The sequence below is a fragment of the Psychrobacter sp. K31L genome (assembly GCF_017942195.1).
GTDB classification, from domain to species: domain Bacteria; phylum Pseudomonadota; class Gammaproteobacteria; order Pseudomonadales; family Moraxellaceae; genus Psychrobacter; species Psychrobacter glaciei.
In genome coordinates, this window is sequence record NZ_JAGKSC010000002.1 from 130,016 (window position 1) to 148,648 (window position 18,633).

The following is an 18,633-nucleotide window of genomic DNA, read 5'->3' on the forward strand; positions in this document are numbered from 1 at the left end:
TAAGCTTGCTTTACTAGCCGCACTGAGATCGATGGCGGTTGTCGTGACGTTGGTTGTATTGTCAGTTGTTGATGCGGTTGTCACTGCGCCTGAGCCTGCCGTTGTACTGGCACCTTTAGCATTGATGGTGTAAGTATCTTGATTTGTCGTAGCGTTCGTTGTTTTGGTCACGCCTGTAATATTGGTACCCGCCGCAACCACTGTCTTGGCGGCTGTCGCTGCTGCTGAGGCTGCTGTTAGCTGACCGACATTGACTGCGTCGGTGGTATTAGCGCCAGCTGCAACACCAGTGAGTGTGCGATTGACACCAGAGACATTAGTAAAGTTGACGCTGGTACCGTTTGAAGCGGTACCGACTGTGATTGGTGCGGTATCACTGGCTTGACGCACGATACCTGTCGTACCATTGGTTAAGTTGGTGATATTAGTCGTGTTACCCGCAACATTAGTGTCAACCGCTTTTAGCTGCGATACATTGACAGCATCAGTATCAGCACCGCCTGCAGCAACGTTAGTTAACCGACGCTCATTGCTTGCACTACCGATACTAACAACATTACTCCCTGTCGTTGTTCCTACGACGGTTGTGCCAGTAGGAGCGAAACTTGGGACGCTAGAGGCGGTTACAGTAGTATTGTTACCGATACCGACTGCACCATTAAGTCCTGCTGCAATACTGATATTATTACCGACGGCAAAGGCATTATTGGCACCAATGGTATTATCATTACCTAATGAGTAGCTGCCTGTGCCTGTGATAATACTAGGATCACCGATAGCGCCTGAGTTATTACCGGAAACGATGTTTCCTGTACCGATACTAATACTAGACGAGCCTGTCGCCTCACTGCCTGTACCTATGGCAAGCGAATCAACACCTGAAGATATTGAGCTAGTACCAAGAGCAATTGCACCGTCGGCCGTTGCTTGTGTTTGTCCTGTCGTTTGTATAGTTTACTCCTGACCCATCTGCTGCACCAATAGCAATGGAGCGACTGCCTGTTGCAGTTGCCGAGTGCCCGATAGCCAATGAACGTTCGCCAATGGCGGCAGATACATTGCCCATTGCTTGTGCAAAATCACCAGTAGCAACCGACTGTCTTCCCAAGGCTAAAGCAGTATTACCGGTTGATAAAGAGCCAACTCCAATAGCCACACTAGCTACATTAGTAGCTTTTGCATACTCGCCTAGTGCTAATGCAAATGCATCACTTGTGCTTGCTCCCGTACCGATTGCTACGGAGCCCGCACTTTGTGATTCCGGTGCAAAACTCTGTGTGTCAGCTGCTGGAACAGTACCAGCAGCAGTGGCATTATTAGTATAGTAGGGATTGCTACGATCAGCTATTATTGCACCCTCATTAGTCGCAGAAGAGTCACAGCCAATAGCAATATTATTGTTATAGGGTAAGTCAATACCAGTATCAGTAGTGGCTGAACCTGAACCTGAATTTGCTTCGTTTCCACCTGGTAGCGCATTTAAAGGGTCTGGGAGACAAGCAGAGATAGCTGTACCCGATCCTTCACCGCCACCTATACCACTGGCAGCCAAGGCCTGAGAAGGTATTCCAAATATTAAACTGGCAATGCCTACCATCAATATGCCTGAATATACAGCATTTAGGTATAAGGTGCGCATAGCTCCTGTCGCCGAATCATTTTGTGTAGGATCACTCGAACTTACTGCCCCGCTCGACGACTTACCACGGCTTTTCGCATACTCAGCCACAGCTGTAAAACATCCTAAAGATCGATTCCAAATAACCTTGTAGTTACGATTCATACTGGTACTCTCCTTTAGAAAAACATTTGGGCTGGCATACAACACTAGGGCTTATAAAATTAAGATAGAATCAACTAAGACTCAGGTTATATGCAGAAATATAAAAATAGCTTATGTAACATATTTAATACTAACTTTGCTCTTTAGTATACATTGCCACATAGTGTAGTGCCACTTATACTATGTCTTTCGTACCATATTTACGACCGTTCATCATAAAATACTAGAAAAAATATTAAAATTCTGTATGAGTTATTAGCTTTTCTGCTAATGATGGGCGAAATTAAAGGTTGTCATTGGCTTTATATTTTTCTAGTCCTAAAAAATCTTAAGAAGTAAAGAACATGCAGATTTAGATCAGTATGTTTTTGTAATTACAATAAAAAATGTAACAATGGGATTGATGTTATGTATGAAAAGATAGTTTTGATGTCTGATTATTTTTAGAAGAATATTAGGGCGTATCATCATTTAAATTGTGAGGCTTAAAATAAGGAAAATTGCAGCCAAACAAGAAAGCAATTACCGTAAATATGACCATCTTGACAAGATTTCTGATGATGTTTGGCAAAATTTAGACATTTTAAAAGCACTGAATGTATCAATGTGCTGATTAAGGATACGCCCTAATGAGATATTCTATGATTGGTGCAAACACACGTTAACCTTCAGTCTTGAAACCAAATGTGTGTTTGTGCAGGACATAAGACATGAACGAGGATATAGCAAAGCACTGCTTCACTGGAGTACAAGAGGAAAGCTTTGCGCGATTGAAAGTATGGGGGCAAGTTGAATTTTTAAGATAGAGAGGAATGCAAAGTAGTTTACTTCAACAGTTTGATGACATGAGTGTATTTCTTATATTGAACTGACTATGTAGTAGCAATCACAACTCTCGCCAGTGCAACCAAAGCCGCGTATCTAACTCAAACTGATGATATTCAGGCTCCATATGACAGCATAATTGATAAAAAGCTTTGTTATGGTCATGCTCTTTAAAATGTGCCAACTCATGCACGACAATCATGCGTAAAAACTCAGGCGGTGCTTCTTGAAATAAGCTCGCCACGGTGATGCTATTGTGTGATTTCAGCTTACTGCCCTGTACGCGAGACTGAGTGGTATGAATACCCAGCGCATGTTTTAAGACTTTTAATTTACTGCTATAACTGACATTCGATAACGGGCCAACTTTGCGCATATACTGGTTTTTAATGTCATTGATATATTGATAAAGCACCTTATCGCTTTGCACCTGATGCTGACTGGGATACTTTTTTTCTAGATAAGCGCCCAGTTTACCTTCGCTAATGAGTAACGCGGCTTGTGTTTGAACTTGCTCAGAATAATGAGCGATGTACTTTAATGTGGTCACAAATTTATCCTTTGCTGGTACTTCAAATTTTGTCTGTATAGATTTTACCCTATATCTACTATTTGCCTATCATTGGTTCATAAATAAACCCCATAAGTTGAATCCAACTTATGGGGTCAGTGTAAAGTCGAGTATATTACTTAGCTATTAACGCTCTAGATGTAGATACTGCAAATGACGCTCGTACTGGTTTAAAATATCGACCAATACTTGCTCTTTGGAGTAGCCAACCAAGTCATACTCTTGTGAGCCTTCGCTTAAGAACACTTCCGCACGATAATAGTACTCTGCGTTCTTAGTTGAAGTGCTCAATGTAAAGTTAGGACGCTCAGCTTTAATCAAGTTAACCTCATAAATAAAGTCATCTTCATCGCCATGTCCAACACGCAATTTGAGACCATCTATTTGACCGCTACTCTCGTCCATACCCTCATCTATATCTTGTCCGATATGTTCAGGGTTACGGATATCCAAAGACGTCTTTAAACCGCCTGCCGCAAATTCTTTTTCAACTTCCGTCATGGCAGGTCTGACCACATTTTGTAAAAACCGTTCAACTTGTGCATGTTTAGGGAAGCTAACAATACGTTGCAAGCGAGCTTTCCAGCTCTTACCGCTATCTAGCACGTTAGCCGTACCAATCGTACTGGCCTTGCGCTTATTGCCCTCTTCTTTTAATGATCTCCACATCGCCACCATATAGAGCACAAGAATGAGTGAGAATGGCAAACCGGCAATCACAGATACTGACTGTAATGAGGCAAAACCACCAGCAAACAATAAGCCTAAGGTAATAAGACCTGTTGCCGCTGCCCAAAACAGGCGCAACCAAACTGGTGCGTCGGTATCATTGGTCATACCTCTTGAGCTTAGGTTCGCTAATACTAACGCGCCTGAGTCAGCTGAAGTCACAAAGAATACTAACCCAATCACAACACCTGCAAATGATAGCACTTCGCTGTAAGGAAAATACTCAAACAAGGCAAACATGCCCATTGCCGCATCATTAACTGCAATTTCACCAAGCTCAGTGGCACCATTGGCAACCAAATCTATCGCTGAATTACCAAAGATAGAGAACCAAGCAAAGATGAAGCCAAGTGGGATAAACATCACACCAAATACGAACTCACGCAGGGTACGACCACGGCTAATACGCGCAATGAATAGGCCTACAAACGGTGCCCAAGCGACCCACCATGCCCAGAAAAATATCGTCCAACCTGACTTCCAGTCAGCGCCAGCTTGACCATCATAAGCATAAACATCAAAAGTTTTGAAAACGATGGTTTGGAAGTATTGACCAATATTTTGGGTAAAGGTATTCAGCAAATAAACCGTGTTACCCATTACCAATATCGCGATTAATAGCAATATCGAAGACAGCATGTTGAATTCGGATAAACGGCGGACGCCTCTTTCCACACCAGTCATCGCAGAGATCGCCGCAGCAGCGACCACACCTATGATGATAAAGGTTTGAACCATTTTGCTAGATTCAATCCCAAACACATGAGTCAAACCCGCATTGGCTTGCAATACACCAATACCCAAACTGGTAGCGATACCCATCAAGGTACAAACCACACCAAAGGTATCAATACCATCACCAAGCCAGCCTTTAATTAAGCGCTCGCCAAAGATAGGCGTCAGTGGTGAACGTAACGCGAGTGGCATGTTTTTACGATAAGCAAAGTACGCCAATGCCATCCCGATTAAAGCATAAATGCCCCAGCCATGTAGACCCCAATGTAAAAAGGTCTGCGCAAGTGCTTCACGCATGGCCGCCTCACTGGCAGGCTCTAACCCCGTATGCGGCGTCAGGTAATGCATCAACGGCTCAGATGCACCAAAGAACAATAGGTCAATACCGATACCAGCGGAGAACAGCATCGCGGCCCACGCTAAAAAGGGAAATTGTGCTTTTTCGTGATCTTGACCAAGCTTGATATCGCCATACTTAGAAAAGCCAACAAACAAGGCAAATATACTATAAGCGGCAACCACCAGCATGTAATACCAGCCAAAGCTCTCTGATACCCATGCCATACTTGAACTTAATAGTGCCTCACTATAATCTGGAAACGCAATCGTCCAGATTATCAATAAAATAGAAATAATAGCTGAGCCTAAAAAAACCGTCTTATTTAGAGTCAGGGGTTTCGTCGCATCCTTTGATGGCGAGCTGTACATAAAAGACCTCAATAGGTAAATTAAACAGGGTCTGATATTGCTTTGTCCGTCATAACTTTATGACTGATAACCGCGTAACATACAAATAACTGCATGACGCACAAAGCAGTACCAATAAATAAAAATTTGTTGCTCAAGTAATGACCACTTCCATAATGGCTACTTCAGTAATTACTTAAGCAACAAGGTAAGTCATTAAAAAATCAATTTTAATGGTGTTCGTTTTCTAAAACAGTAGCACGGATAAAAAAGACCTTTATAAAAAGGCCTTCTTATTAATATTTAATTTAAACAGAGCCATAAGCACGCATCGGCTCAGCTCTCAATGGCGCACCATTAGCCGTAAAATAATCTACCGTCGAACGTGGTAATTGTACGCCGCGCATTTTATCGACGATTTTTTCTGCCAACATAATAGTCGTCGCGTTGAGATTGCCACTGATGATATTGGGCATAATCGATGCATCAACGACGCGCAAGCCATCGACACCATGTACCAGCCCTTCGCCATTGACGACCGAATCATTGTCTTCGCCCATCGCACAAGTACAAGACGGATGATAAGCCGTCTCGCTGTGATTACGGACATATTCGTCCAACTGCGCATCAGTCACTAGATCATCCGTTGGTGCAATCGAGCGACCACGATAAGGGTCAAGCGCTGGCTGATGCATAATCTCACGAGTGATGCGCATGGCAGCACGGAACTCTTGCCAATCTTGATCATGAGACATATAGTTAAACAAGATACTTGGATGAGCACTTGGGTCTTTCGACGTCAGCTTGACACGACCACGACTTGGCGAGCGTAATGAGCCCACGTGTGCTTGGAAGCTATGCGATTTAACCGCACTACGACCATCGTAGCGTACAGCCAATGGCAAGAAATGGTACTGAATATTAGGATGCGTGAACTTCTCATCGGTACGAATAAAACCGCCACCTTCGAACTGATTTGACGCGCCCAGCCCAGTACCATTGAATAACCACTCAGCACCGATGGCTGGCTTGTTCCACCATTTATTGGCAGGTGCAATCGACACTGGCAGCTTACATTCATACTGCATATACAGCTCTAAATGATCTTGCAGGTTATTACCGACGCCTGGCAAATCTATAATCTCATTAACACCTAGATCTTTTAACCATTGACCAGGGCCAATACCAGAACGCTGCAATAATTGTGGCGAAGCAATCGCACCTGATGAGACAATCACTTCACGAGAGGCATGAAAGTTCTTGGCTTGACCTTGATGCTCGACTTTGACACCGATGGCACGCTTACCATCGAACAAGATTACATCGGTCAATGCACCCGTCAAAATCGTAATATTGCTGCGCGGTTTAGCACGGTCCAGATAGCCACGGGACGTTGAAGCACGGCGACCATTAGGCGTCACGAAACGATCCATTGGCCCAAAGCCTTCTTGCTGATAGCCGTTTAAATCGTCGGTACTTGGATAGCCAGCTTGCACGCCTGCTTCAATCATCGCTTGAAACAGCGGATTGACCCCTGGTTTTGAAGTGGTCATCTCAACAGGACCACCCACACCATGATAGTCATTCTCACCAGCATCGCGATTTTCTAACTTTTTAAAATAAGGCAGGCAGTCCAAATACGTCCAATCTTCTAAGCCTTTAATCTCAGACCAATCATCAAAATCCAGTGCATTACCACGGATATAACACATACCGTTAATCAATGACGAGCCGCCAAGTCCTTTACCGCGACCGCAGTCCATCACGCGATTATTCATATTCGGTTCAGGATCGGTTTTGTAGCCCCAGTTATAAGTCGTTCCTTGCAACGGCATGGCAAGCGCTGCTGGCATCTGCGTACGAAAATCTAAGCGGTGGTCTGGACGACCCGCTTCTAGCAGCAGCACCTTAATGTTGGCATCTTCGGTCAAACGCGTGGCCAGCACATTGCCTGCTGATCCTGCACCAACGATAATGTAGTCATACTCAGGTGTGGTCGATGTCATAAAACGCTCCATAATATTGAAAAATAAATCATTTACTATCAGTAAAGTCGAACAAAGAACAAATTAGCTCTACTGAACCACTTTACTGATTAAGAATTTTCTCAATAAGATTGATTAAAATACAGATTCAAACTTACCCAATTCTACTTGGATAGATTTGGTCTGCGTATAATGCTCAAGGGCTTCAATGCCGTTTTCGCGGCCAACACCTGAATGCTTATAACCACCGACTGGCATTTGAGCGGCTGATTCGCCCCATGTATTTAACCAGCAGATACCCGCTTCAATTTGAGCAATGACTCGATGTGCTCGGGTCAAATCAGCAGTCACGACGCCAGCTGCCAATCCATACTCAGTATCATTGGCACGGCGAATGACTTCTTCTTCGGTCTCATAAGTCAATATCGACATCACTGGGCCAAATATTTCTTCACGTACGATAGTCATTTCATCAGTACAGTCAGTGAATACCGTTGGGGCAACGAATGCGCCATTTGCCAATTCGCCTGTGGTCACACGGTCACCGCCTGTTAATAAGCGTGCACCGCTAGCCTTACCTTGCTTGATATAACCAAGCACTCTTTCCATATGCGGGAAGCTGACTAGTGGGCCCATGTTGATGTTTTCATCCATTGGATCACCTAACTTAATACGCTCAACACGCGTTAAGATAGCCTGCTCAAACTTAGCTTGCATCGCTTTAGGAATGAACACGCGCGTACCATTGGTACATACCTGACCACTGCTATAGAAGTTCGCCATCATTGCGATGTCCGCAGCTGTATCGATGTCCGCATCATCGAAGATAATCAATGGCGATTTACCACCCAGCTCTAATGTCACATCTTTAAGAGACGATGATGCCGCGCTCGACATGACTTTTTTACCCGTCGGTACGCCACCGGTAAACGATACTTTGGCGATATCAGGATGCTGAGTTAATGCCTCACCCACTTTATAATTGCCTTGCACGACGTTGAACACGCCATCTGGCAAGCCTGCTTCTGTCAAAATTTCTGCCAGTTTCAATGCAGTTAACGGTGTCACTTCTGACGGCTTGAAGATCATCGCGTTACCAGCAGCTAGTGCTGGTGCTGCCTTCCACATCGCAATTTGAATCGGATAGTTCCATGCACCAATACCAGCGACTACGCCAAGTGGCTCGCGGCGAGTGTAGACAAAGCTAGTATCACGCAATGGGATCTGACGACCTTCAATCATCGGTGCCAGACCCGCATAATATTCAACGACATCCGCACCGGTGACGATATCGACATACTTGGTTTCAGAGTACGCTTTACCTGTGTCTTTGGTTTCGAGCAATGCCAGTACGTCATTGCTCTCGCGTAATATCTCAACGGCCTTTGATAGGATTCGACCACGCTCAACCGCTGTCAATGCTGCCCAAACTTTTTGACCTTTTTGTGCTGCTTTAACAGCCTCATCAATTTGCTCATTGGTCGTTTGTTGGATGGTCGCCAGCACTTCACCCGTCGCTGGATTGATATCTTCAAAAGTCGTCAGCGTTTCATCTACCGCCAAGTAACGGCCGTTAATATAAGCCGTTTGTATTTGTTCTAAGTCGATAATATCTGTTAAGTTATTTGAGTTTGTATTAGTAGCTGTCATGCAGTGCTCCTATCGACGACTGGCAAAAGCCTTATAACTAAGCTAGTACCGAATAATGTCGTCATGGTTTAAGTTGTAAAAATAAAAGTTATATCGTTATGTGATTACAAGTCGTTGTGTGACTAAAATTTGTTATATGGCTAAAAATCGTTATGTACTTATCAATTGTTCTTTAATAAATTATTTGAGCGCAGCGTTTTAATAAACGTGCTGCACCATCTTTATGCATCAAAGCCACGTTGCGTCATTTTTATCAAACGATCACGTAATGACTGTTTATCTACTATGTCAATGCCGGAAAAATCTGAGAGCCAAATCCCATCAGCGACCAAACGTGCCATACATAAGGTCTCGGTATTATCAGTTGGCTCATGCTTTTTCAATTGCTGATTTGACCACTCAGCCCATAATTCGCGCAGCTCACTATCGCCTAGCATCAATACATACAGCGTTGCTTGGCTATGAAATTCTGCCTGTCCCTTTTCGCCTAGGCTAATCGTGGCATCGATATAAGCGCGGGTAAAAGAGCCATAACGCACGGGGTCTTTAGCCATTGCTGTATCTACTTCTGCCTCAAACTTCGCCATCGCGTCATGAAACACTTCCAAAATAAGCGCGTTTTTAGTGGCGAAATGATGCATAACGCCACCTTTAGTTACCCCAACAGCATCAGCGACTGCTTGAAAGGTCACTTTAGACAACCCTTGCTCTAGCGTTATTCGTGCTGCCTGATCGAGCAGCGCCCGACGCACAACTTCTGGCTGTTTTTTACGTTTGTAAGCGTTTTCCACTTCCATATCAATGCACCACAGAATTAGAGAATAAGTTCATCACCATCACACCACCCACAATCATAGCGATACCAACTGCTGCTGCTGTATCGAGGCTTTGCTTAAAAAACACCAAGCCCACGAGTGATGTCAGTACGATTCCGAGTCCGCCCCACAGCGCGTAGGCAATACCAAGCGGTATGGTTTTAAGGGTCTGCGTCAACAAGTAAAACGAGATGACATAAAGCAAACCCATAATGAGCGTCGGTACCAAACGCGTAAACTGCTCTGACTTCATCAAGAAGGTGGTGCCGATCACTTCACAAATGATGGCAATGGCCAAATATCCATAAGCAATAGTGGTAGGACTCATATTTAGAACATCCATAACAATTTATGGCACATAGCAGCAAAGCACCGTATACAAAAGAAACCATACGGTCGGTATTCTATAGAAATAAACCAGCAATGTGAAGGTAATTTTACAATTTTATATTTCTAGGCGATGTGCAAATTCTCTTAGTATTCAAAAAGATAGGCAATTCATCTAATCAAATATGATTGCAAAGACTGATAACTAACACTGATGAGTGCTTATTTTAATGATGAATGAATACAGCTAAAACCTTCTGTAAAGGCCTATCAATTAAGGCTTTTCCTAGTTATTTAATCCTAGTCACCTAATCTAGTCACTCAATAAAGATTTCAGATATAGGGGTTCACCAAAACAGCCCGTTCAATAAGGGATTACGGGTTATTTTTGATAAGTTACGACAATATTTATTATTAATGTCATAATAAGGTTGACAGCCTCGAACGACTTGGCTAAAATGTGCCCCACATAACGCAAACAAGATAAGTAATCGCTTTGATATAAAGCATGAATAATCTACTGTTATGACCATCTATTCTCCAATAGCTCAGTTGGTAGAGCAACGGACTGTTAATCCGTGTGTCCCTGGTTCGAGCCCAGGTTGGAGAGCCATATACTAAAAACCTTCATCATAATTTGATGGAGGTTTTTTTATTGTTACCCCTTTTATATTTACTTCTAATAATATTAGCACAGCTGCGGTGTTCTTTTAGACATTTTTGTTGTATGGTAAGGTTAGTCTTGATTGGGTTTGTTTTTGTTTGAGTGCTTTGCTCCTACTCACTAAAAGTAATGGTTTATTATGATACCTGTACGTATAAAAAATAAGTTTTCTGATCATCCGCAAAAAATCATGCGGCCAGTCAGCATTCGTCTGTCTGAAGAAATGATTTCGCTACTAGAAGCGACTTCGTCTGAATTAGGTTTCAAACGTATTCAAGGTCTTATACGCTTGTATATTCGTCAAGGTCTCGATCGTGACCATCAGGATTACACCCTAGCCCATGATGAAGTATTTATCGAAACCCTCCGTAAGCGCGGTGTGAGCCAACATATCATCGATGAGGCTATTGTGGTAACGCACAATAACAATATTTCTCATCCTTTGTCTGAGCTACAGAACAACGATTAATAGCACTGCTATTAAATGCCATTAGAAGAGTACATTTAAAAAGTCACTGGTCGGTCGTATAAAACCTCACAATGATTTTTATTAAAAAAGACCAAGTTTGCTACAGCGAACTTGGTCTTTTTTTGTCTGTTATAAAGATTAAAGCATTATTGATATTTTTTAAATCCTCTTCTCGTTATGTGCTTCCCTTTCGTACTTAAAGTCACTCGTCTTTTTAGCGCTGTATTAAATTTGCTACCGTATTTAGCCATAATCAAACACAAGCTGTCATTAAACGAGGTATATTAATAAAATAATCGCGACTATTTATTGGGTTTCAACATAATAAAGATTTACAAGGAGGTGTACGATGACGAGCTTACATCAGCGTTTCAACAAAACTTTGTTTTCAACCATGACGGTAGCAATACTAGTAATTGCGACTGGCTGCTCATCGCCGCAGACTGACCCAAGTAAAACAACCATACCGACAGATTCAGACCAATGGCAAAAGAAATTGGGGCAAACTTTTGAGCAGTTATCTGAGGCCGATCAACAAGTACTTAGCCGATACATGCTGCGAATGAAACTCAGTGACGCATACGAATCAGGCGCGATGCCACGTACCACTATTAAACAAGCCCTTGTGCAACAGCGTGAATATGAACGACTACATCCAAACAATCCAACGGGTAAAAAAAGCCCTATTGTCAGCAGTCAGCCAACTTATAGTGCCAATGCACAGAATTACCCTGTCGCTCTATTACCAGTCAAGACCAGCGACGACGATAGCTTAAACCAAGTAAAACTACAGTTTATGCTATCAAATCACGGTCAGGCAGCCATCAAAAGCTTTAAAGGAACACTGACCATGCAAGACACTAAGCTGGCGCAAGGCAAAAGCTTTAACGTACCACTAACCCAGTTTAATCCCTCTATCAAACCAGAACAGTCTGGCAAAATCATTATTGAAAGTAGTATTGAGGACATTAACGTCATGCGTGCCATTAAAAACACCAAAGACATGACTATTATGATCAGCAAAGGCACATTGATATTGGAGAATGGGCAAGAAATTGAGTTCGATGAGTCGCTGATAAAGTAAAAGCAGTCATTCAGATAATTGATAAAAATGATGTTATAAAATTCATCATAAAAAAAGCCCTAATCATTGCTGATTAGGGCTTTTTTCGAATTTGGAGGAGACGGAGAGATTCGAACTCTCGAAGGGCTACAAACCCTTGTCGGTTTTCAAGACCGGTGCATTCAACCACTCTGCCACGTCTCCATTGGTGGATCATTATAACGATATAAAATAAAAATGCAACAAAAAAAGCCGCAATCATTAATAATAATTGCGGCTTTCAAATTTGGAGGAGACGGAGAGATTCGAACTCTCGAAGGGCTACAAACCCTTGTCGGTTTTCAAGACCGGTGCATTCAACCACTCTGCCACGTCTCCATTGGTGCAATATTATAGCGATATAACATGAGAATGCAAGCAATTAATTGAACGAATTTAGATTATTTTGATGCTATCGTTGATTCAGTTTAAAAGAGAGTTAAGGCAACTGAGTGCAGAGGTATAAGTCATACTTCAAGCGAGGTTAACGCTGTCACTCTTTTATATAGGATTGACGATAAGCTTTTTATGAGATGCTAGATGCAAACACATATCTAGCAGCCTATTGGCATAGCCCCATTCGTTGTCATACCACGCAAAAACCTTGTATTGCCCGCCCACTTGCATCAGCTGTTGCCCATCAATGATTAACGATTCAGTTTGATGGATAAAATCGCTGGAGACCAGTGGTTCTTCGGTATAAGCCATGATGTCATGCAAATGTGCCTGACTGGCCGATTTGAGTACCTCACGAATTGATTCAATACTGACGTCTGGTGTATCAAACACAAAAGTGACATCTATCGCCGCCACATCGATGGTTGGCACGCGTATCGAATGTCCATTTATCTTGCCCACCATCGCTGGCAACACCCGCTCTGTCGCAGCGATACTGCTAGAGGTGGTCGGAATAATGTTGTAGCCGGACGCGCGCGCCCGTCTTGGATCACGGTGCGCCTGATCTAGCACGGTCTGATCAGCGGTGACCGCATGAATCTCCGTCATCATGGCAGACGTCACACCAAACGCCTTATCAAGGGTATCAATAAGCGGCACCAATGCCTGCGTGGTACAAGAGACGCTCGATATAATCGGTAGCTCAAGCGTTAACGCCTCCGTGTTCACACCCATAACGATACAGGCATCCACATCATCGAATGGCGCGGCACCGATAATCACTTGCTGCGCGCCAGCGTCGATATGTAACGTCGCTTGCTCATAAGAGCGAAAGTGTCCAGTACATTCTAGCACCACATCGACACCCAGCGCCTGCCAAGGTAGGTTTTGTGGATCAGGCTCTGATAGCATATTGATGCAGTAAGTCAGATTGTTCTTGGTAAGGCAAAGCTGGGTTTTGCTAGCATCATCTGCACCACTCTCTACAAGCTCAGCATTGACGCCCAGTCGACTGAGGCGACCGTGCGTGCTGTCAAATTTTAACAAATGAAGGAGTATGTCGGCTGGCGCTAAATCATTAATCGCCACCACATGAATGGCACGGCCTAACACTTCAAAGCGCTCTAGCAAAGCGCGAAGTACATTGCGCCCTATACGACCAAAGCCATTGATAGCGACTCTCAGTGGCTGCGCGTGCTCACCAGTGGTACGATAGCTCGCTGCTATCGGGTCAGAGGTCAATTGATAAGTGGCGCTAGAAAAATCAGGCATAACAAGTTATCGCTATTTTATAAAGGGCGGTAGGATCGGCGCGCTGTCACCTTGAACGTGCTTTGTTTTGATGGCTGCTACCTATCAAAGCTTAATAGACGTTATGGCGTGATAAAAATCAGCGCTAAGCGAATGGTGTTGTAGTCGATACTTTGTTTAAGATGATCAAATATCGGACGCAGTTTGATACTACCATCATCATTAAAGTCGTTTGGATTATTGGCAACCTTGATGGCGACATAAGCATTGCCAACGGCTGTCATCACTTCATCCTCTGGACGCAGATGGTCGCACGCAAGGCTTGGATCTTGTGCCTTTAGATCGCCAATATGACGCATGATGGTTGATTGTGACAGCTGACGCGCTTGCGAGATTTCTGCAATGGTCAAGCTCTCTTCTAACAGCACTCTGGTCGCAAGTAAGGTGCTGTCTGACTTATCAGAGACCTGATTGCCAAGCTTCTGTTTTTTATCGAGCTTCGCATGCTGTTGTTCGCGGCGCTTTTTTTGTAGAGTGGCATAGGCATCAATCACAGACTTACTCAGTGTACCTCCTGACTTCAAGGTGAATTTTTCATGTGCCTGTGTCATGCTCTCTTCATCTAGCATCGCATAATTGGCATCGGCTTCGTCAGACAGTATCAAAAACCGCTTATCTGCCCCACGTGCCAACGGATCAAGTTGCAAGCTCATGTCATTCATACCCAGCAGTTGCAAGCCAGACAGCGATTTGAGTCGTGACAGTGCCACATAGCCCTGCCCAAGCTCAAAGGTACGTGATAAGTCAATTTCTGCCGCATCGAGGGTCATGCCTTGCGATTTGTGAATCGTAATCGCCCATGCTAGACAGAGCGGTACTTGCTCATAGCTTGCCAGCACATCACCGGTTTCATCTTCGATGATCCATTCTTCAGGTTCAGCGATGACTTCACGTCCTGAATTGAGCCTAACGACTGGCATCTTCTGCGTGGTTGGTTTTTTGGTTTTTGGTTTTTCTTTATCTTTTTTGGCAGCACTCTTTTTACCTTTAGCGGTGTTTTCGACAGCATCATCTGCATCATCTGCATTGTCTTCATTAGTATCGTCACTACTATCATCTTCGATTAACGCCTCACTGCTGTCCTTGCTCTCATCGATTTTAACAGCAGCAAAACCAATCAGCTCACCCATCGTACCGTTAGAGACGCCAAGCTCGGCATTGTTTTTGATAAACATCACCTTTGCGCCCACTTTGAGAATCAGCTCATCTTGGGTGCGTACCGTCTTTTTTAGAGTCTCAACCAGCTTACTATCGCCTGTCGCAGTCGCCTCAAAGCGCATCATCTCTCCATCTAGCGCGGCAAGCTCTTTGTCATTAATTTTATTGACGTTGAGATTGTGTGTATAGAGACGAGTGCGCTTGATATCGACGCTTTGATCATACGTGGCTTCTAAGGCAGCAATCGCCTCAAAAGTCACTTCCTGACGACGGATTTGGTTAAGAATATCGTCTAAATCAAGCCCGCCATTCGCAGCGTCGCTGACCTGCCGATGCTGCTCAGACAAATAGCAGATGTGGAACTTAGCATCGAGCCAAGCTTCCGACATAAAAGCAAACTTTTCACGATTGCTCTCACCTTTACTACCAATCGGTGGTAACTGAAAAAAGTCACCCGCCACCACTACCTGAATACCACCAAAAGCTTTGTCATTTTTGCGTACATGTTTGAGTACTTGGCTGACCAAATTGATCTGCTTGGCGTGCAGCATCGATATCTCATCGATGACCAATACCGCAGTATCTTTTAAGCGGTCTGCTAAAAATTGCTTACGCGCTAAATTGCTCAAGTCGCGATCAGACAACTCATCTTTGATACCAATACCCGACCAACTATGAATCGTCGTGCCATTCATATGAGTGGCAGCAATGCCCGTACTCGCGGTGACGGCAACCGGCACACGTCGCGCACGAAGATAGTCGATGTACTGGTTGAGAGTATAGGTTTTACCTGAACCTGCTGAGCCAGTCAAAAAGACGTTTTGACCTGTTTTTAGGATATCAAGAGCAGAAGATTGACGCATAGATCCAAACCAATTAAATGAATAGTAATAAGAAGAAAAGCATAAAAAATAAAGTATAGAAAAAGAAAGCTGCCACGTCTAAGTAAAGAACCCTAGCAAGCCGAGATAGCAAGCCAAAATAGATGGCAACAATTATAACAGCTGCATTCGCTTTGCGAACCACTTTAACCGTCACATATCACATAACTTAAAGTTATGTGATACAAAATATATCATTATAAAAAGTCATTATCGTTCCGCACCAAAGCTCAGTACGATAGGGTGATAACTTGTTCAGGAAGACCAAGTATTTATCTTCATGTGACTATACACTTCACCTGACTATACTTTAAGTAACCCTATTTTAAATAGCCATAATACACAACAAGGAGTGGTTAATGTTATACGCTTATCCCAATACTGAAAACAGTCCCGTCCAGTTCCGCGAAAAATACGACAACTTTATCAATGGTGAGTGGGTAGCCCCCATTGATGGCGAATATTTTGACAACTCAAGTCCAATCGATGGTAAAACCTTCTGTCAGATCGCACGCTCTAAAGAAGCAGATGTTGAAGCTGCCCTAGATGCCGCTCATGCAGCAAAAGACGCGTGGGGCAAAACCAGTGTCACTGAACGCTCTAATATGTTGCTCAAACTTGCCGATGGTATCGAAGCCAATTTAGAGGCTATCGCTATTGCCGAGAGCTATGAGAACGGCAAACCCGTACGTGAAACCCTCGCCGCAGATATTCCAATCGCCATCGACCATTTGCGTTACTTCGCTGGTGTGATTCGCGCACAAGAAGGCGGCATTAGCCAAATTGATGAAGATACCGTTGCCTATCATTTTCATGAGCCACTTGGTGTCGTCGGTCAAATCATCCCTTGGAACTTCCCTATTCTAATGGCGATCTGGAAAATTGCGCCTGCACTTGCAGCGGGTAACTGCGTCGTCCTAAAGCCTGCCGAGCAAACCCCTGCGTCTGTCTTATTTATGCTTGACATAATAGGTGCAGCGGACATTCTGCCTAAAGGCGTACTGAACGTCATTAATGGCTTTGGTGTAGAAGCTGGTAAACCAATTGCTTCTAATCCACGTATCGATAAAGTGTCCTTTACGGGTGAGACCACCACTGGTCGCTTAATCATGCAATACGCCAGTGAAAATATCATTCCCGTAACGCTAGAGCTGGGTGGTAAAAGTCCAAACATCTTCTTTGCCGATATCATGGACGAAGACGATGACTTCCTAGACAAAGCCGTCGAAGGTTTGGTGATGTTTGCGCTAAACCAAGGCGAAGTTTGTACTTGCCCATCACGCGCACTCGTACACGAAAGCATCTATGATGAATTTATGAAGCGTTGTATTGCCCGCGTTAAAGCCATCAAAATGGGTAACCCGCTTGATACCGATACCATGATTGGTGCTCAAGCCAGCTCAGATCAGCTAGAAAAAATCCTCTCTTACCTCGATATCGGTAAAAAAGAAGGTGCCAAAGTCTTAGTCGGTGGCGAACTTGCCAAACATGATGGCGACATGGCAAACGGTTATTATGTGCAGCCAACTATCTTTGAAGGTACGAATGACATGCGCGTGTTCCAAGAAGAAATCTTTGGTCCTGTGCTTGCTGTCACTACCTTTAAAGATGATGAAGAAGCGATGGCGCTGGCCAATGATACCTTATATGGTCTAGGTGCTGGTGTCTGGACACGTAACGGCACTCGTGCATATCGTTTCGGTCGTGGCATCAAAGCCGGGCGCGTTTGGACGAATTGCTATCACCTCTATCCTGCACATTCAGCGTTTGGCGGTTATAAGCAGTCTGGTATTGGTCGTGAAAACCATCTAATGATGCTCGATCATTATCAGCAGACCAAAAACATGCTGGTTTCATACAGTCCTAAAGCGATGGGTTTCTTTTAAATCAGTCTTTGGTTGTTTTCTAAATAAATCAATGCAATCTGTCGCAAGGTAGGTTGCATTTTTGCTTTAATAAAGTCTCGATAAGAGTGAAAAGTCTCGATAAGAATGAGCCATTCATAAGTTACAAGGAGTTAGTTATGAAAGTCACGGCGACAGAATCCTGCAAAGCATTAATTGAATTACTAAAATCTAAGCATGGCGAGCTGATGTTTCATCAATCGGGTGGCTGCTGTGATGGCAGCTCGCCCATGTGCTACCCATTGGGCGAATTTAAAGTGGGTGGACAAGACGTCCTCGTCAGTGAGCTGGTTGGTTGTCCATTTTATATGGGCAAAGCACAATATAACCTATGGCAACATACCGATTTGACTATCGATGTCGTCAATGGACGCGGTGCCAGCTTTTCGCTAGAAATACCTGAAGGTAAACGCTTTATCGTACGCTCAGAAGTCTGTGCGGTATAAGGGCGTTTGGTACAAAATCAGACAGCGTAAACTCTAAACGATGAGCTTAATATCCTTAAGCCAGTCTGTTCTATAGTGCTTACGCAAATAGATACCGCAGAGTCATTTTTATTTTATTATTTCAGCAAAATAATAGATATTGTAAAGCGTACCCTACTTTAATGTGCGCGTTTTAATTAGCATGGATGCTATAAG

General features: G+C 43.7%; 14 protein-coding genes, 3 tRNA genes and 1 pseudogene. 6 read left to right on the forward strand and 12 right to left on the reverse strand.

Features of this window, described 5'->3' with window-relative positions:
* Positions 1–546: pseudogene (locus tag J5X94_RS03675) on the reverse strand (hypothetical protein); the annotation flags it as partial.
* Between J5X94_RS03675 and J5X94_RS13890 the strand changes: the two are divergent.
* Positions 431–742, forward strand: coding sequence for a hypothetical protein (locus J5X94_RS13890; RefSeq protein ID WP_228293144.1), 312 nt, complete (start codon positions 431–433; stop codon positions 740–742). The pseudogene J5X94_RS03675 and the gene J5X94_RS13890 sit on opposite strands and share 116 nt — an antisense overlap.
* A gap of 150 nt (positions 743–892) precedes the next feature.
* Here the strand turns inward: J5X94_RS13890 and J5X94_RS03685 are convergent, their stop codons facing one another.
* The 7 genes from J5X94_RS03685 to J5X94_RS03715 all read right to left on the reverse strand — a co-directional run bounded on the left by J5X94_RS03685 (position 893) and on the right by J5X94_RS03715 (position 10,108).
* Positions 893–1,783 (reverse strand): ESPR-type extended signal peptide-containing protein, encoded by an 891-nt coding sequence (locus J5X94_RS03685; RefSeq protein ID WP_210540183.1) that lies wholly within the window; start codon positions 1,781–1,783, stop codon positions 893–895.
* 886 nt (positions 1,784–2,669) lie between these two features.
* Positions 2,670–3,158 carry a M48 family metallopeptidase gene (locus J5X94_RS03690; RefSeq protein ID WP_189580369.1) on the reverse strand — a complete coding sequence of 163 codons (489 nt, stop codon included), beginning with the start codon at positions 3,156–3,158 and terminating at the stop codon, positions 2,670–2,672.
* A gap of 147 nt (positions 3,159–3,305) precedes the next feature.
* A complete protein-coding gene (betT, locus tag J5X94_RS03695) occupies positions 3,306–5,351 on the reverse strand; it encodes a choline BCCT transporter BetT (RefSeq protein ID WP_194619092.1) in 2,046 nt (681 codons plus the stop codon).
* Positions 5,352–5,638: 287 nt separating this feature from the next.
* On the reverse strand, positions 5,639–7,336 hold the full coding sequence (gene betA / locus J5X94_RS03700) for a choline dehydrogenase (protein ID WP_210540185.1): 1,698 nt from the start codon (positions 7,334–7,336) through the stop codon (positions 5,639–5,641).
* A 114-nt stretch (positions 7,337–7,450) separates the two neighbouring features.
* Positions 7,451–8,965: a betaine-aldehyde dehydrogenase gene (gene betB, locus J5X94_RS03705; protein ID WP_210540187.1), complete on the reverse strand. Its 1,515-nt coding sequence runs from the start codon at positions 8,963–8,965 to the stop codon at positions 7,451–7,453.
* 221 nt (positions 8,966–9,186) lie between these two features.
* A complete protein-coding gene (locus J5X94_RS03710; protein WP_189580347.1) occupies positions 9,187–9,762 on the reverse strand; it encodes a TetR/AcrR family transcriptional regulator in 576 nt (191 codons plus the stop codon).
* A gap of 1 nt (position 9,763) precedes the next feature.
* On the reverse strand, positions 9,764–10,108 hold the full coding sequence (locus tag J5X94_RS03715) for a DMT family transporter (protein WP_010196452.1): 345 nt from the start codon (positions 10,106–10,108) through the stop codon (positions 9,764–9,766).
* Between the two features lie 536 nt (positions 10,109–10,644).
* Between J5X94_RS03715 and J5X94_RS03720 the strand changes: the two genes are divergently transcribed.
* From J5X94_RS03720 to J5X94_RS03730, 3 genes are all read left to right on the forward strand, one after another.
* Positions 10,645–10,720, forward strand: a tRNA-Asn gene (locus J5X94_RS03720).
* A 190-nt stretch (positions 10,721–10,910) separates the two neighbouring features.
* Complete coding sequence (locus J5X94_RS03725; RefSeq protein WP_189580346.1) at positions 10,911–11,240, forward strand: CopG family transcriptional regulator; 330 nt, start codon at positions 10,911–10,913, stop codon at positions 11,238–11,240.
* A 349-nt stretch (positions 11,241–11,589) separates the two neighbouring features.
* The gene (locus tag J5X94_RS03730) at positions 11,590–12,324 is read left to right on the forward strand and encodes a hypothetical protein (protein ID WP_210540189.1); all 735 of its coding nucleotides are present in this window, start codon (positions 11,590–11,592) and stop codon (positions 12,322–12,324) included.
* Between the two features lie 92 nt (positions 12,325–12,416).
* Here J5X94_RS03730 and J5X94_RS03735 read toward each other — a convergent pair.
* The 4 genes from J5X94_RS03735 to J5X94_RS03750 form a co-directional block, all read right to left on the reverse strand.
* A tRNA-Ser gene (locus J5X94_RS03735) sits at positions 12,417–12,507 on the reverse strand.
* Between the two features lie 83 nt (positions 12,508–12,590).
* A tRNA-Ser gene (locus J5X94_RS03740) sits at positions 12,591–12,681 on the reverse strand.
* Positions 12,682–12,843: 162 nt separating this feature from the next.
* The gene (locus J5X94_RS03745) at positions 12,844–14,010 is read right to left on the reverse strand and encodes a type I glyceraldehyde-3-phosphate dehydrogenase (RefSeq protein ID WP_228293145.1); all 1,167 of its coding nucleotides are present in this window, start codon (positions 14,008–14,010) and stop codon (positions 12,844–12,846) included.
* A gap of 101 nt (positions 14,011–14,111) precedes the next feature.
* On the reverse strand, positions 14,112–16,070 hold the full coding sequence (locus J5X94_RS03750) for an AAA family ATPase (RefSeq protein ID WP_210540191.1): 1,959 nt from the start codon (positions 16,068–16,070) through the stop codon (positions 14,112–14,114).
* 377 nt (positions 16,071–16,447) lie between these two features.
* On the opposite strand from J5X94_RS03750, the gene J5X94_RS03755 reads away from it, so the two are divergent.
* Together J5X94_RS03755 and J5X94_RS03760 are read left to right on the forward strand one after the other, a co-directional pair.
* Positions 16,448–17,974: an aldehyde dehydrogenase family protein gene (locus tag J5X94_RS03755; RefSeq protein WP_210540193.1), complete on the forward strand. Its 1,527-nt coding sequence runs from the start codon at positions 16,448–16,450 to the stop codon at positions 17,972–17,974.
* Positions 17,975–18,111: 137 nt separating this feature from the next.
* Entirely contained in the window at positions 18,112–18,438 is a 327-nt protein-coding gene (locus tag J5X94_RS03760; protein WP_194619101.1) for a DUF779 domain-containing protein, read from the forward strand.
* Positions 18,439–18,633: the final 195 nt, after the last annotated feature.